Origin of the sequence: Burkholderia sp. Leaf177 (assembly GCF_001424345.1) — a bacterium.
Classification (GTDB): Bacteria; Pseudomonadota; Gammaproteobacteria; order Burkholderiales; family Burkholderiaceae; genus Caballeronia.
On sequence record NZ_LMPF01000023.1, the window covers coordinates 1 to 15,934 of the forward strand.

Genomic DNA, 15,934 nt, shown 5'->3' on the forward strand with positions numbered 1-15,934 from the left:
CACCACGCGGCCAAAGCCACCACGCGGCCAAAGCGAAGCAACTCGTAGCCCGCACTGGCGCAATCCGGGTATTGTTTTGTCGCAGTTTTATAGAGATCGTATTCATAATTGGGCATGGCAACGCCGTCGACCGACGTAATCAATGTAGGTGCCTTTCCGTTACCCTCATCGCGCCAAACAGTTGTGTACTTCGTCCCGCGATCAAAACGAATGCGCACGAACAACGTGTGCTCGGTTCTACCGGCTTCGGCGCTCGACTTATCCGGCTTCGATAAAAACGGACCCGGTGGAATCACGAAATAACAATCGCCCCACGGCTCTTCGCTACTGGTGGCACTGATCGCGCGATTGTCCAATTGAGTCTTATCGAAGTACGCCTTGAAGTCGGCATCGGTCATGAAGATTTCAAAATGAATCATGCGATGCCCGAACATCTGGCCCGGATAGCCGAGAATATCCTTGCGGTTGACCTTCGTTTTGCCATCGGTTACAGCTTCGTCCGTAGACGTTTGCATCGGCGGAATCAACTGCTTCTTGAGCTCAGGCTTGGTCTTCATATCTGCCTGATTCATGAGGTGCATGTACAGCGAGTAGAACATGATCGATCGTCCGACTCCCGTTTCGGTTTCGTGCTTGAGCAACACAAAACCGGTGTCGTGACCATCCAGAGGTTCGGATGCAACGCGGTACGCGACGACGACACCATCCGCGATAGCGCGAACCGGTTCGTTGACGAACTTSGGCGTCAGRTGCACRCCACCATGCCACCGGCGATCCCGGCTAATCGGGTAGATGCCGTGGGCTGATTCGTAATCGTCAAGGTTGACGGTTTCGTTGAGCGCCGCTTGCTCATACGTGTCTGCGCCGCCGTTGTTGGCCGTGGGCAGGAAAGGAAAACTAATCAACATAGAAATAATCCTGTGGTCACACGGAGAACGGAAGCTTGTCGCTGTACTTACGATCGTGCTGGTGCGGCGAATCTTCGCCTGCAGCTGGATCACGCCNGTCTGCGCCGCCGTTGTGTCTGCGCCGCCGTTGTTGGCCGTGGGCAGGAAAGGAAAACTAATCAACATAGAAATAATCCTGTGGTCACACGGAGAACGGAAGCTTGTCGCTGTACTTGAATTCGCCTTTTGGCAGATGAAGTGCTGGCTGACTCATGCTCGTCGCCCCCGGCTTATCCCATGAAGCGCACTTCTCGAGGATATCGCCCGCGGTTCCGTTCTCGATTCCCTCTGCGGTGTAACGGCTGTAGGAGCCGCCAGCGCCAATCCACACTTCCTTTTCGGCGGAAATTACGACCTTCCCTTCCACGCTAACTATCTTGAGATCCCTTAGAGCAGTCAGCAGCATCTCGTCGCGCTGCGCTTGAATCTCCAGCTTGCCGCTCGCCGCAATGAACTTCATTCCAAGTTTCTGTGCGAAGAGCGAAATTGCTTCGCCGGCAGCGACAGTAAACTTCCTGACCACACCAATATCGGCACTCCCGCTCGCCGTCGCGATCAGATTTCCTTGAGCGGCTAACTGCAAATGGTTACCGCTCGTGAGCGCTATCCCGGCTGGAGCGCTTGCAAGTACTACCGCCTGCTGCAGTTTGTCCAGCCGCTGCTCCATGAACTGTCGCTGCGTTTCAACTTCCGCGACATGCGCCTGGGCGATCTTCGCCGCGTCTCTCAAAGCAGTCATTTGGGCGACGGCCGCGCCGAGTTGCGTTTTGGCATCGGCCATATCCAACTGTTGCCCGTTCGCATGCGCCTGCCCCTCGGCCGAGATCAATACCCCCTTCGCCCCTCTCACCGCCACATGCGCATCCGAACGCAGCTCCCCACCGTCCCCTCGCTTCTCCCGCGCGCCATTCACCATATGCCCCAGGTTCAACTCACTGGTCTGATGCGGCGTTGTCAGGTGAATATGTTCCGAACCCTCACGATCCTCCATCCGCATTTCATTACGGCTGGCGGTGCGAAGAATGTTGCGGGTATTGTTTTCGTTGTTGACGTGGTCCTGGTGCTCGCTGTCGTGCATCGCACCGATGATGATCGGCCGGTCCGGGTCGCCGTCCGTGAAGATCACAGCGACTTCCGTTCCGTCGATCAACGGAAAATGGTAGCCGTAATCACGCCCCGCATAAGGCTTCGCCAGCCGGACCGGCCGGCTCGTCCCACCCGGGCTCCACTCATCGAGATCGAACGGCAGCTGGATCCTGTACCCGCTTTGCGGCGTCATGTACGCATACTTGTAGTGATCGGGGGACACAATGCGCGCGGGCAAGATGCCGGAAATCCGCGGTTTCGCGACAGGATCAACCATCGGCCGATAAACACGATCCGACGGAATTGCCACGAACGTGCAGGTATAAGCCTCCTTGCGCGACGCCTTGTGCTCCACGCGCGTGAGCATCAACCCATGTTCGGCGTTGTCGAGTACGCGGTTGGTAAAGCGAAAGACAGCGCCCGGCGTCATGCCGACAACGTTTCCACTTCCCTCGAAAATAACCTGACGTGCGAGTTCAGCTTGATGCCGCAAAGTCGCAACGCGATTGCCAACATCGGGCGCGGCGTAATGCTCGCCCCAGAGGTACTGGTTGCCGGCAGTGGTTTCATCGTCGCGTGCGGTGTTCGCCTGAGACAGTAACGCGACTGCAGCGGTGCGATGGTTGTAGTCATCGACCGTGATCGATTGCGTCACTCGCTTGCGACGCTCAATCAGCGTCATGACCGAATCCGCACCGCGGCTTGCAAAACCGCCTTCCTCGCGATAAGGCGCCGCGAGGTTCGGATCACGCGCGTACGCATCGAGGTCGTCGCCAAAAACAATGACTTCGTGCTCGGGCGTCTGCTCGAAACGAAACCAGATGCCCTCTTCGGCCGCAATACGCTGAATGAACGCCAGCGCTGATTCGGCATACTGGGTGATGTATTCATGAGCTTCATATTCCGCTCTGAGCTGGAACTTGAAATCAACAGCGGTGTACCCGAAATGCCGCAAGGTGGCCTCGATGATCGACGGCACCGTCTGGTTCTGGAACAACCGGCTCCCGACCTCGCGTTCAAGATCGGCAATTCGCGGTTCGAGCTTCACGCTGTAGCGGGTTTCATCGGTGGATGAACTCAGTTCATCGAAGGAAGTGATGATTCCGGAAATCAAGCGCTCGGGCGGTTTCGCAACGCGCGCAGCCAGTTCCGCCGCCAGTCCCGCGCTGGGATCGATCGGCTCGATCGCGAACTTGGCGCGTTTGCCGAGCACTTCTGCAATAGGAATTCGCGCGCGAGTGGACGTGAACTCAATTTCAAAATGATAAGGTTCGCTAATCGTTTCAGTGCCTTCGAAAGAGAGCACGGAGATCGCAGCTGGCTGCTTCGAGATCCGCAAGCTATAGGCCTGCGTGGGTAGAACCATGATTCCCATTGTTGGGAGTCTCCTGTTTTTGATTATTGGAGCGTTAGGCAGCGTTTAAGCGGATTGGCTTTTGTCTCTCGGCATCTGCGAGATCATCGAAAGGCCCACATCCATGCCTTCCACCTGAAAATGCGGAACAATGAAGAATCTGACTCGGAAAAACCCCGGGTTATCTTCGATGTCCTCTACCGTCACCTCCGCCTGGCGAAGCGGATGCGAAGCCTGGAGGTCGTCGTAGGGATCAGTCATCTCGGTTACAAGCGTCTTGATCCAGGTGTTGAGTTCGACTTCGAGCAGACGCCGATCCTTGGTTGTGCCAATGTTTTCGCGCTGTATGAGCTTCAGGTGATGCGCAATGCGCGACAACAGAAAGATATACGGCAGGCGTGCATTGATGCGGCCGTTTCCCGTAGCTTCCGGTGTGGAATACAGTGCCGGTTTCTGCGCGGAATTCGCGGAAAAGAAACAGGGGAAGTCGTGGTTTTCATAGAACGACAACGGAATGAAACCCAGATTCGCAAATTCAAATTCCCGCGTCTCGGGTATCAACACCTCGGCCGGAATCTTGTTCTGGAATTCACCACCAAGGTCGTAGGCGTGCAGCGGCAAGCCGATCACTTTGCCGCCCGCGCGCGGTCCGCGAATCTGCACACACCAGCCATTGCGCACGAAACTATTCACCATGTTCGCGCCGAAGGCGAACGAGGCATTGACCCAAAGGAGCCGGTTGGGATTTGTACCCTTGACCGTTTCTACGTAGTTAAGATTGCTGACGGGCGACGGCCCGGGTCCATACGGCCGCCGACCGAGTACGCGCGGCATCGTCAGGCCTATGTAGCGTGCATCATCGGTCTTACGGAACGCCATCCACTTCAGATACTCGGCACGCTCGAAATAGCCGCCGATGTCCTGTATGGCAACGACGTCGTCCATCGACTCCTTGCCGAAAAATGCTGCGCCGACCGACCCGATGAACGGCATATGAGCGGCCGCCGATACCTTCGAGATATTGCGCAGTAGCGCAATGTCCCTTACCGAGTTGACGAACTCGAAGTCCGCGATGATCGAACCGATCGGCTGGCCGCCCGGTGTGTCGTATTCCTGAATGTAAGCGTGGTGATACAAGCCGCTTTCTATCAACTCGGGCGTATCGTCGAAATCCCGTTGCAATGTTTTCTTAGAACAGTCGAGCAGCTCGATCGTCACGTTCTCGCGGAAATCAGTTCGGTCGACAAGGTACTTCAATCCACGCCACGCCGATTCCACTGCCTGAAATTGGGCCGAATGGAGTACGGCATCCAGGTGATTGTTCATCTGTCGATCAAGCGCATCGATATGAAAATCAAGCAGTGATTTGTCCAGTCGATCGACAGGGCGCCCCGAGTCGGCAAGGACTTCGAGCAACATATCGAGCGCAAGAAGCAATTGCGGGTCTTTGGCGCTCGGCTCCAGCTTCTGCAGGAGATCAGCGAGCACGTCTTCCTCAACCTGCGGTTCGTCAACGTGCGCCGCGTTCATGTTTCACGCCCCGGGCAGTCCGGCCTCAGGCCAGCTTTCAAGCTTGAGACAAGGGACGGATTCTTGAGGATCAGTTCGAGTTGGTTTCGAAACGTATCGTTGCCAAGACATTTCACCTTGAAATCGCTCAGCAGAATGCGCATCGCCAATAACCGTTGTAGTTCTGGGATTTGTTCAGCTACGTGATCCGGCTCGAAGTCGTCCATGGTTCTGAAGTTCAGCATCACACTGGAAGCGCGGTTCTCGTCTTCGTTCTTACTCGCCAATTCAACGATTATCTGCGGATTGAGTTTCCCCAGAACTGCATCGAAATTGGTTTTGTTGACATCGATCTTCTTCCGCTCGGCGAGCGATTCAATTGCGCGGCCTGCGCTGAAGTCACCGAGTACGAGCAGCTTGAGAGGAAGCTCAGTCCGCGCCGACGCGCCCACGTGCGAATCTACCGAAATGGAGATCCTGGTCTTGGGAATCTCGCGTTCAAAGTTATCTGACATGACTTCCTTACCCTGGATTAATTCGGCACGCCAGCCAGGGCCGAAGCGATCTTTGATCAACTGGACACGATTCGACTGCGCCGAACGTTCATATCGCTTCGACTAGTGATTCGGTTCGATAATCGATTAAAACAGGTCGGCTCTTTATTCGTCAAGAAACCCAGGCGCCAATAATCTATGAATTGCCTGTTTTATTATTGAGATAATAAAACTATTCGTTGATATTCAGAGGGTTTGGCACCTATGTAACATTTCCACGCGGCCAACCACCCCGAACTCCTTTCTGGAAAAGAGCGGCGCACCGAAACAGGTTTCCGTTTTTTCACCGCAAAGACGCTATCTCTTAAATAGACGAAGCGGCTTTCTTTATGTTTAAAATGCCCTCCTTCTAGTTCAGCCAAACCAATTACAAACCCTATGCGGACATTTAAACCGCTCTGGCATGAAGGTCTAATACTCACGCCGCAGCATTTTCAGCAGCAGGAACAGTCGATTAATTTTTCACACCGGCAATTCGCGTCGCTGACGGTGGCGGAGCCGTGGGGCGTTATCGATGTACAGATTGACGAAGAAATGCTCGACGCCGGCCGGCTGTCTCTAACTCGCCTGAAATTGCGTTTTCCTGACGGAACGTTGATTGACTCATCGGTTACCGATGTACTGCCACGCCCACGCGACCTTTCCCGCGATATTGCAGCAGACACGCAAAGTATTGTCGTTATCGCCGCGCTGCCGCTGCTTAATGCCGATGGCAATAACTGCCGTTTCGACAACGAAACGCTGTCACGGCCCCGTCGCTATTTCCGCGAGTTCGTGGAGGTAGCTGACTTGAACGGGACCGGCGTAGAAGAGCTTTCCGTCGAGCGACATGCGGTTCACCTGTTATTCGACTTCGAGCCGCAAGCAGACGATGTCGTATGCATCATTGCGCGTCTAATTCGCGGAACACGCGGACAGTTCGAAATCGATCGAGCATTTGTACCGCCGTGCATTACGCTTGCCGCAAATAACCGACATCAGGAACGGATCGCGCGTCTGTCCGATATCCTGCTCGCGAAAAGCACGACACTTGCTGTACGACGCAGCGAACGCGTTGACCAGATCGCCGAATTCGGCGTATCCGATGTCTCGCTCTTTTGGCTTTTGCACTGCATTAATACGCACTGGCCCAGGTTATCGTTTCTTGGTTCTCATCCCAACCAGCCTCCGGAAAGACTCTACGGAATCTTGGCGGAACTGGCCGGCGCGTTGATGACGTTTTCGACAGGTATTGGGCTCGCTTCAATTCCAAAGTACGATCATGCCGCGCAAGACCAGGTTTTTTCAGCGCTCGAATCGACCATACGCGATCTTCTCGATGCCATCATTCCGTCGCGTGTCATTCCGATAGGCCTCGTGCGCAAGACCGCAACCACGTGGACCGGGCAGTTCAAGGACGATCGTTTGCTAGCGGGTGCGGACTATTATTTGTCGGTGAATGCGTCATCACCTGCTTTCCAGATCGCCGAGCAAATACCGAAACTGTGCAAAGTGGGCGCACCGGACGACATAGAACGAATCGTCAATTCCGCACTTGCCGGCATTCCGTTGAAAGCGGTTTCGCGTGTTCCGGCCGCTATCCCCGTGCGTCTGGAAAATCATTACTTCGCGCTCGACGCCAGTGATCCCGCCTACGCACGAATGCTCGCCGCACGCGCGTGTCAGGTGTATCTGCCGACCACCGTGCCTGATGCCTCGTTCGAACTTTATGCTGTGCTGACATCGTGAAGGGAACGGTCCCACATGAACCCGGCACATTTTCAATTCGCGCCCTGTTGCGCGATACGGCACTTGAAGTTTCCATGCTCGCCCGTGACGACGCCGCCGAAAGATCAGTGGTCGAATTGCGCGAACAGTGGCTGAAGTTGGTCGATGACTTCGACCAGGCGCTGCGTGCGAAACACGTTCGCGACGACGTAAGAGAAGACGCGGTCTATGCGCAATGCGGCCTGCTCGACGAAACCGCTTTGCGATATCTTTCGGATGTCGAACGATCGGACTGGGACGTCCAGCCACTTCAAGTTGAACGCTTTGGCAACCATGATGCTGGCGCGCGGATTTACGAGCGGATCGAGATCCGCCGACGGGAGACGCGTCCTGACGTCCTCCTCCTGGAATGCTATGCCGCAGTGCTAGGTTTGGGATTCCAGGGACGCTACGAACACGACAATCAACGCGCTCGGCTCGATTTGATTGCCGCGCTGGACACGCAAATCGGACAAGCAAAGCCGCAACGAAATAGCTTCGTGATCGATATGACGAAGACCAACTGGCTTGATCGGCTTCGTCATCAATCTCCGTGGTTTATCGCGGGAGCTGGGTGCGTGCTGACGGTACTGATCTGGATCGCACTCGACAACTCGCTCGATTTACAACTCGTAAATCTTCCTCGGATCAAGCCATGACGCGACCCGGACCATCGCTTTATGACATGCTGCTGGGTCACATCGATGGCGTAGCGCTCGATGATCGGGACGACAATACGCTCGAAATCCTGAGCGTTCTGGAGAATTTGAAAAGGATCCTGAACACGCGCGCCGGAACACTCAAGCACATGCCCAATTATGGGCTTCCTGATCTGACCAATGTGTATCGGAACTTACCGGTCTCAGCGCATCAGCTTAAGGCGCAGATGGAGGCCACGTTGTTGGTCTATGAGCCCCGCATTCGTTCCATCGATATAAAAGTGATGCCTGCACAGCCGGGCATGGTCGTCAGCTACGAGATGACGTGTCATCTGAAGAAGCGTGGCCTCGTGCGCTTTGGAACCCACTATCAGCCTGAAGGGCGCACAGTCCTTGCCTGGCAACCGGCGGCTGATAGCGGCGTAAAGTAGAACGCGAAGGCATCCGGCTCAATGCACCCAATCATTCCAAAGCACGACCAAAATGGTCATCAACGCCGGACCGATAAACAATCCCACCAGTCCAAACGTCTCCGCTCCGCCCAAAATCCCGAATAGCACCAACAGAAACGGCAACCTCGCTGCCCCGCCGATCAGCACCGGCCGCACTGCATGCTCGGCAACAAACACCACCACAAATCCGAACACTGCAACGCAGATCGCAGCAACCGTCGCGCCTTGAGCCAGCAACCACAACGCCGCACCCAAAAACACGATGGGCGCGCAGAACGGCAGCATGGCAGCAACAGCGGTCAACATACCGAGCAAGGTCGCATGCGGCACACCGGTTACGGCATACGCCACGCCCAGCAACGCACCTTCGCCAAGCCCCACCACGACCAGACCCGTCACCGTGCTGCGAACCGAATCGGCCATACGCCGCGCAAGCGATGCACCCTCCGAACCAAACGCGCGCCGCGATGCTTCAAGCAACTGCTCACCCAAACGCGAGCCTGCCTTGAACAGGAAAAACAACGTAACCAGCATGAAGCCAAACACGATCAAACCATGCGCCAGGCGCCCGCCGAAATGCCGCGTCATCGCAACTACCGTTGCGCTATGAAAATGCTTGACCGCGGGCGATGAACCCAGCGGCGTCGCAAGGTTCTCCTGCCACCATGCGGCGATCTGCTTCGATCCCATTGGCAGATGGTTGACGAGATCGGGCATGGCAATGCCGCTTCGCAGCGATTCCTGGAACCATCGGATCAGGTCGTTGGCTTCGCTGCCCGCTTGCGCTGCAACGATAATGAACGGCACCACGAACACCAGCCCGATCACCACCGTCATGCCGATAGCCAACCATGTGCTTCGATGCCGGAATAACGGCCGTTCCTCGAGCCATGTCAACAACGGCCACAACGCAATGGCGATCACGGACGCCCATACGACGGCCGGAATGAAGTCGCGGATCATCCAGATGGCAACGGCCACCAGCACCGCATACAGCAATCCCGAGGCGGTTCGTTGCAGCCGCTGAGTGCGATCCTTTTCGTCGTCTGAAGTCTGATCGCGTGGAATCATGAAGCGTCCTTTAATTGCTCTTTAGTGGTGGCACAAAACTGCTCTCGCGAAGCTGCTTGTAATCTGCGTGGCACTTATGCCAATGAAGCATTGTAAATCGTGCGCGGACTGGCCAGAATCGAGAGGCCTTTCAAGCCGCCGTGGCTCTTATCCGACACCACGCCTTTTGTTCTAATTTCACACTCACCCATTTCCGTTTCCCTATAATCGGTTCCCTTGCCCCGGCATCCGTTCACGAGACTTGCAGTGAAAGCTATTCGAACCATTGTCAACGCATGTGCAACAACGGCATTGCTCGCCGGTTGCGCATCGGGCCTGAACCGGTCGAAGGAAGAAGCAATCAACGAGAAGGTTGGCATCGTCGTTCATCCGGCACATGGCGGCGTGGAGTTACGGCTTCAGGAATCTGCGCTGTTCGATTTCGACGAAGCGTCCATGCGACCCGAGAGCATCGCCGCACTCAACCGTGCAGCGGTGCTGCTCAAGCGCAGCACGCGACCGATCATGGTTGAAGGACACACCGACAATGTAGGACCGCTCGACTACAACCAGACCCTGTCTACCGCTCGCGCGAATGCCGTAGCCGATGCCCTGGTCGCACGTGGCGTTCCTGCTGCGCGCATCAAGACCCGCGGCATTGCATTTGCCGAGCCGATCGCGTCCAACGCCACGCCCGAAGGGCGTGCGCTGAATCGGCGGGTTGAGATTCTGGTCAAGACCGAGACCGAGGAAACGCTGCTGGGACGCGTCAAAAAGAAATAACGCCGAGCGTTATTTCACTGCCTGCACTTCCATCATCAGAAGCTGGGCGCCGTCGGTGACTTGATCGCCGACGTTGAAAAGTATCTCTCCTACCGTGCCGCTCGCGGGCGCGACTATGGTGTGTTCCATCTTCATGGCTTCCATCACCAGCAACGGCGCGCCCTTCTCGACCACGGCGCCCGCTTCCACCAGCACAGCGATCACTTTGCCAGGCATCGGCGCTGTCAGGCGGCCTTCGGCGTGCTCGGCATCGGCGGCATGAGCAAGCAGGTTCTGCCATTCGAACGCCATCGATACACCCGCGTAGAACACATGGAACACATCGCCGTCCATGACGACGCGCCCTTTGATTCGCGTATCGTCGATCAGCACCACGAATGAAGGTGGTTCATCGCCATGCGACCAATCGAACCTGAGCGTTTCGCCAAGCAGTTCCAGTTGCTTGTTGTCCGCACGACCCGATGTCGAGTCGCGTGTGAAAACGGCGAGGATCTCGTCGTCGGAACCGGCGAGACGCCAGTTCAACGCCTGCGTGTAGCCACCGCTCATGCGCCAGTGCGACAGCGCATCCCACGGCGACGCGCCGCGTGCGTCCCCGCCTTCACGCGCAAGCGACGCGGCGCAAGCCAGGGCAAGTGCATGTGTTCGCGATACGGTCGACGGCGCAAACAACGCGTCGTGATGACGCTCGATCAATCCGGTATCAAGATCAGCGGAAGCAAACGGTTCGCTCACTACAATGCGATGCAGGAATTCGATGTTCGTCGATGGCCCCACCACCTCGCATTGTTTCAACGCGAGCGCCATGTGCAGCAAAGCATCGTCACGATCATGTCCGTGCACGATCAGCTTGGCGATCATCGGATCATAAAACGGCGTAATGGTGTCGCCTTCGCGCACGCCGCTGTCAATGCGTACGTTGCCGTTCAACTGGAATTCCACCGCTTCGGGCAGGCGCAAGTGCTTCAGCGTTCCCGTCGATGGCAAGAAGCCACGCGATGGATTCTCGGCGTAGATACGCGCTTCGATTGCGTGGCCGTTCACCTTCAGTTGATCCTGCATCAGTGGCAACTTTTCGCCGCTCGCCACACGCAATTGCCACTCCACCAGATCGAGGCCCGTCACCATTTCGGTCACCGGATGTTCGACCTGAAGCCGTGTGTTCATCTCCATGAAATAGAACTGGCCGTCGGCGGTCATGATGAACTCCACCGTGCCCGCGCCCACGTAATTCACCGCACGCGCCGCGGCGACGGCGGCTTCGCCCATCGCTTTGCGGACTTCATCCGAAAGGCCGGGCGCAGGCGCTTCTTCAAGAACTTTTTGGTGACGACGCTGCACGGAGCAATCGCGATCGAAGAGATACACGGCGTTGGCATGCTGATCCGCAAAGACCTGCACTTCCACGTGCCGCGGGCGTTGCAAGTACTTTTCGATCAACACGCGATCGTTGCCGAAACTGCTCGATGCCTCGCGCTTGCACGACAAAAGCGCCGAAGCGAAGTCCGCGCTTCTCTCGACTATGCGCATGCCCTTGCCGCCGCCGCCCGCGCTTGCTTTGAGCAGAACGGGGTAACCGATTCCATCGGCTTCTTTCTGCAACAGCGCAGCGTCCTGGCTGTCGCCGTGATAACCCGGCACGAGTGGCACGGCCGCCGATTGCATCAACGCTTTCGCTGCGGCCTTCGATCCCATCGCGGAAATCGCCTCGACCGGCGGCCCGATAAACACGAGTCCGGCCATCTCGCAAGCCCGCGCGAAATCTTCGTTTTCCGATAAAAATCCATATCCCGGATGCACGGCTTGCGCGCCGGTTTTCAGCGCAGCACGGATGATCTTCTCGATTTGCAGATAGCTTTCGGACGCCGCTGCGCCGCCGACGTGGACGGCTTCATCGCAAACGGCGACGTGTTTGGATTGTGCATCGGCGTCGGAATAAACGGCTACGCTGCCTACGCCCAAGCGTTTGCAGGTCGCAGCAACGCGGCAAGCAATCTCGCCACGATTCGCAATCAGTATTTTGTTGAACATGTCGAAGCCTGGGAAGAAGTGAACGCTTTGCGTTGAGCAGCACCAAGAGGCGCCGTCACATCCGGAACACGCCAAAACGCGTGTCTTCGATAGGCGCGTTCATCGACGCCGCCAGCCCGAGCCCGAGCACATCGCGGGTCTGCGCAGGATCGATCACACCGTCGTCCCACAGACGCGCGCTCGCATAATAAGGATGCCCCTGCACCTCATACTGCTCGCGGATTGGCGACTTGAACGCCTCCTCTTCCTCCTTCGACCAGGAACCGCCTTTCCCTTCAATACCATCGCGGCGCACGGTTGCAAGCACCGAAGCCGCTTGCTCGCCACCCATCACCGAGATGCGCGCGTTCGGCCACATCCACAGGAAGCGCGGCGAATACGCGCGACCGCACATGCCATAGTTGCCCGCGCCAAACGACCCGCCGATGATCACCGTGAACTTCGGCACCTTCGCCGTCGCCACGGCCGTCACCATCTTCGCGCCGTTACGCGCGATGCCCTCGTTTTCATACTTGCGCCCGACCATGAATCCCGTAATGTTCTGCAGGAAAACTAAAGGAATTTTGCGCTGACAACATAGCTCGATAAAATGCGCGCCCTTCAACGCCGACTCTGAAAACAGGATGCCGTTATTCGCGATGATGCCAACCGGATGTCCCCAGATGTGCGCGAAGCCGCAAACAAGTGTCGTGCCGTAACGCGCCTTGAATTCGTCGAAGGCGGAATCGTCGACAATGCGCGCGATCACTTCGCGAATATCGAACGGCTTGCGGGTATCCGCCGGAATCACGCCGTAGATGCTGTGCGGATCATGGCGCGGCGGCGTCGGTTCTTTGAGCGCCAATGACGCCGGCTTCACACGATTCAGATTTCCGACAATGCTTCGCGCGATCCCCAGCGCATGCGCATCGTTCTGCGCGAGATGATCGACCACGCCCGAGAGCCGCGTATGCACGTCGCCACCGCCTAAATCTTCGGCGCTGACTTCTTCGCCGGTCGCGGCTTTCACGAGCGGCGGACCGCCCAGGAAAATCGTTCCCTGGTTCTTCACGATGATCGATTCATCGCTCATTGCGGGAACGTATGCGCCGCCCGCCGTGCACGAACCCATCACCACGGCGATCTGCGAAATACCCTTCGCCGACATGTTCGCCTGGTTGTAGAAGATGCGGCCGAAGTGATCGCGATCGGGGAAAACGTCGTCCTGATTTGGCAGGTTCGCGCCGCCCGAATCCACGAGATACACGCACGGAAGATGGTTCTCTTCCGCAATTTCCTGCGCGCGAAGATGCTTCTTCACCGTCACCGGATAATACGTGCCGCCTTTCACGGTGGCGTCGTTGCAGACGATCACGCACTCCTGTCCCGCAATCCTGCCAATGCCAGTAATCACGCCCGCGCCGGGCGCGTCGTCGTTGTACATGCCGTACGCGGCGAGTTGCGATAACTCCAGAAACGGCGTGCCCGGATCAAGCAATTGTGCGATGCGATCGCGCGGCAACAGCTTGCCGCGTGACAGATGTTTATCGCGTGCAGCCTGGCCGCCGCCCAACGCAATCTTCGCAATTTTCTCTTTCAGATCCGCGACCAGCACTTCGAGCGCGGCGACGTTGGCGCGAAATTCGTCGCTGCGAGGATTCAGTTTCGATTCGATGATCGGCATAAGTGTCTGCGCTCTCAAGCCGTTTCGGCGAACAGTTCACGCCCGATCAACATGCGTCGAATTTCGCTCGTACCCGCACCGATTTCATACAGCTTGGCATCGCGCCACAAACGGCCGACCGGATACTCGTTGATATACCCGTTACCGCCGAGAATCTGGATCGCCTCGCCAGCCATCCACGTCGCTTTTTCCGCGGTATAGAGGATCACGCCCGCGCAGTCTTTCCGCACCTGACGGCCGTGGCCGGCGCCGAGCGTATCGAGTTGCCGGCCCACCGCGTAGAGGTAGGCGCGGCATGCCTGCAACGTGGTGTAGAGATCCGCGACCTTACCTTGAATCAACTGGAACTCGCCGATCGCCTGACCAAACTGCTTGCGGTCGTGGATGTACGGCACGACCGCGTCCATGCACGCAACCATGATGCCAGTGGGACCGCCGGCCAAAACCGCGCGTTCGTAATCGAGGCCGCTCATGAGCACCTTCACGCCGCCGTTCAACTGGCCGAGCACGTTTTCCTTCGGCACTTCGACGTTCTCGAATACGAGTTCGCCGGTGTGCGAGCCGCGCATGCCGAGCTTGTCGAGTTTCTGCGCAACGGAAAATCCCTTCATGCCCTTCTCGACAATAAACGCCGTGATTCCCTTCGCGCCCGCTTCAATATTGGTCTTGGCATACACCACCAGCGTGTCGCAATCCGGACCGTTAGTAATCCACATCTTCGTGCCATTGAGCACGTAGTGATCGCCCTTTTCATCGGCGCGAAGTTTCATGCTGACTACATCCGATCCGGCGTTCGGCTCGCTCATGGCCAATGCACCGATGTGTTCGCCCGAAATCAGCCCCGGCAGATATTTGCGTTTCTGCGCTTCCGTGCCATTGCGATGAATCTGGTTCACGCACAAATTGGAGTGCGCGCCGTACGACAAACCCACCGAAGCAGACGCCCGCGAAATCTCCTCCATGGCCACCATGTGCGCGGTGTAACCCATGTTCGCGCCGCCGTATTCCTCGGAGACCGTCATGCCGAGCACGCCCAGATCGCCGAATTTCTTCCAGAGATCCATGGGGAACTGATCGGTTTTATCGATTTCAGCGGCGCGCGGCGCAATCTCCTTCGCGGCGAAATTGGCGAGCGAGTCGCGCAACATATCGATGTCTTCGCCCAGGGCGAAATTCAGACCAGGTACGTCGTTCATGCGGGTCTCCTTCCTCGAGTATCGGTAGAGCGTGATTGCGTGGTGAGTGGTACTCACACGCATAGCTTTGCTTGATTGTGGGAAGTTTCATGCTGAAATGCGCTTCCCGTCAATAGGGATTTGAGCTACGCTCACATTTACTGAACTCGCTTACCCAACTTACTTCTGAAACTATGTCCTCGACGCCCATAACCGGAAACCGCCGCACGCCTGCAAGTCTCAAGTCGCAGCAGCGCGTGAAGGACATCCTTCAGGCCGGGCGCGACGTCTTCGCCGAGAAAGGCTACGACGCCGCCACGAGTGCCGAGATCGCCCAGCGCGCGGGGATTTCGGAGGCAACCGTATTCAGCTATTTCAGCGGCAAGCGTGAGTTGTGCGCACGCGTGATCGCGGATTGGTACGACGAGATCATCGATGCCTTCGAATCAGGCCTTCCCCGTGACGGCAGTGTGCGGCAGCAGTTTGCGTTTATCGTGAGGACGCATTTGCGGCTGATGCTGGTCAACGGAACGGGGTTGTGCGCGCTGGTTTTATCGGAGGGACGCACGAAGCATCACGACCTGAGCGACGCGCTTACCGACCTGCAACGCCGCTACACCGCGCCGCTGATGAACGTGCTGGCGCATGGGCAAAGCGTGGGGCAAGTGCGGGCGGACTTGCCGCTACGCCTGATGCGGTCGCTGGTGTTCGGACCGATGGAGCATGTGTTGTGGGACGCAACGCTTGCCAAACGCCATTTGAGCCAGGCTCAGATCGATACGACCGCCGATGAGCTCATCGATGTACTTTGGACCGCGCTGCAGCCACCCGCTGCAAGCCTGACTGCGCTTGCGCAGTTCAGACAGGATGTGGAGGAGGCGTCGCGCCGGTTCGAGGCGGCGCGGCCGACAAAGTAACAGGCGCT

Annotated in this window: 12 protein-coding genes and 1 pseudogene; 5 read left to right on the plus strand and 8 right to left on the minus strand. The window is 57.2% G+C overall.

Translation table 11 applies throughout. The features are described from left to right. The 4 genes and pseudogenes from ASG35_RS21045 to tssB all read right to left on the minus strand — a co-directional run. Nucleotides 1–908, minus strand: a pseudogene (locus tag ASG35_RS21045) (hypothetical protein); the annotation flags it as partial. 181 nt (nt 909–1,089) lie between these two features. Next, on the minus strand, nt 1,090–3,408 hold the full coding sequence (locus tag ASG35_RS21050; RefSeq protein ID WP_056362213.1) for a type VI secretion system Vgr family protein: 2,319 nt from the start codon (nt 3,406–3,408) through the stop codon (nt 1,090–1,092). 45 nt (nt 3,409–3,453) lie between these two features. After that, nucleotides 3,454–4,917, minus strand: coding sequence for a type VI secretion system contractile sheath large subunit (gene tssC, locus ASG35_RS21055; RefSeq protein WP_082508535.1), 1,464 nt, complete (start codon nt 4,915–4,917; stop codon nt 3,454–3,456). Then, complete coding sequence (gene tssB, locus ASG35_RS21060; protein ID WP_200945771.1) at nt 4,914–5,471, minus strand: type VI secretion system contractile sheath small subunit; 558 nt, start codon at nt 5,469–5,471, stop codon at nt 4,914–4,916. Before tssB ends, tssC begins: the two co-directional genes overlap by 4 nt. A 357-nt stretch (nt 5,472–5,828) precedes the next feature. Between tssB and tssK the strand changes: the two genes are divergently transcribed. From tssK to tssE, 3 genes are all read left to right on the plus strand, one after another. Beyond that, entirely contained in the window at nt 5,829–7,178 is a 1,350-nt protein-coding gene (gene tssK / locus ASG35_RS21065) for a type VI secretion system baseplate subunit TssK (RefSeq protein ID WP_056362219.1), read from the plus strand. A 74-nt stretch (nt 7,179–7,252) separates the two neighbouring features. Continuing rightward, the gene (locus ASG35_RS21070) at nt 7,253–7,855 is read left to right on the plus strand and encodes a DotU/TssL family secretion system protein (RefSeq protein WP_235527664.1); all 603 of its coding nucleotides are present in this window, start codon (nt 7,253–7,255) and stop codon (nt 7,853–7,855) included. Then, a complete protein-coding gene (gene tssE / locus ASG35_RS21075) occupies nt 7,852–8,286 on the plus strand; it encodes a type VI secretion system baseplate subunit TssE (protein WP_056362223.1) in 435 nt (144 codons plus the stop codon). Before ASG35_RS21070 ends, tssE begins: the two co-directional genes overlap by 4 nt. Nucleotides 8,287–8,304: 18 nt before the next feature. Here the strand turns inward: tssE and ASG35_RS21080 are convergent, their stop codons facing one another. Continuing rightward, on the minus strand, nt 8,305–9,378 hold the full coding sequence (locus ASG35_RS21080; protein ID WP_056362226.1) for an AI-2E family transporter: 1,074 nt from the start codon (nt 9,376–9,378) through the stop codon (nt 8,305–8,307). Nucleotides 9,379–9,624: 246 nt separating this feature from the next. Here ASG35_RS21080 and ASG35_RS21085 point away from each other — a divergent pair, with 246 nt between their 5' ends. Beyond that, nucleotides 9,625–10,140 carry an OmpA family protein gene (locus tag ASG35_RS21085; protein WP_235527665.1) on the plus strand — a complete coding sequence of 172 codons (516 nt, stop codon included), beginning with the start codon at nt 9,625–9,627 and terminating at the stop codon, nt 10,138–10,140. 9 nt (nt 10,141–10,149) lie between these two features. Here the strand turns inward: ASG35_RS21085 and ASG35_RS21090 are convergent, their stop codons facing one another. From ASG35_RS21090 to ASG35_RS21100, 3 genes are read right to left on the minus strand one after another with little or no spacing between them, the layout of a single operon-like run. After that, nucleotides 10,150–12,171, minus strand: coding sequence for an acetyl/propionyl/methylcrotonyl-CoA carboxylase subunit alpha (locus tag ASG35_RS21090; RefSeq protein WP_056362228.1), 2,022 nt, complete (start codon nt 12,169–12,171; stop codon nt 10,150–10,152). 55 nt (nt 12,172–12,226) lie between these two features. Then, the gene (locus ASG35_RS21095) at nt 12,227–13,834 is read right to left on the minus strand and encodes a carboxyl transferase domain-containing protein (protein WP_056362233.1); all 1,608 of its coding nucleotides are present in this window, start codon (nt 13,832–13,834) and stop codon (nt 12,227–12,229) included. A gap of 14 nt (nt 13,835–13,848) precedes the next feature. Then, the gene (locus ASG35_RS21100; protein WP_056362235.1) at nt 13,849–15,030 is read right to left on the minus strand and encodes an isovaleryl-CoA dehydrogenase; all 1,182 of its coding nucleotides are present in this window, start codon (nt 15,028–15,030) and stop codon (nt 13,849–13,851) included. Between the two features lie 173 nt (nt 15,031–15,203). On the opposite strand from ASG35_RS21100, the gene ASG35_RS21105 reads away from it, so the two are divergent. Then, nucleotides 15,204–15,926, plus strand: coding sequence for a TetR/AcrR family transcriptional regulator (locus tag ASG35_RS21105; protein ID WP_056362238.1), 723 nt, complete (start codon nt 15,204–15,206; stop codon nt 15,924–15,926). Nucleotides 15,927–15,934: the final 8 nt, after the last annotated feature.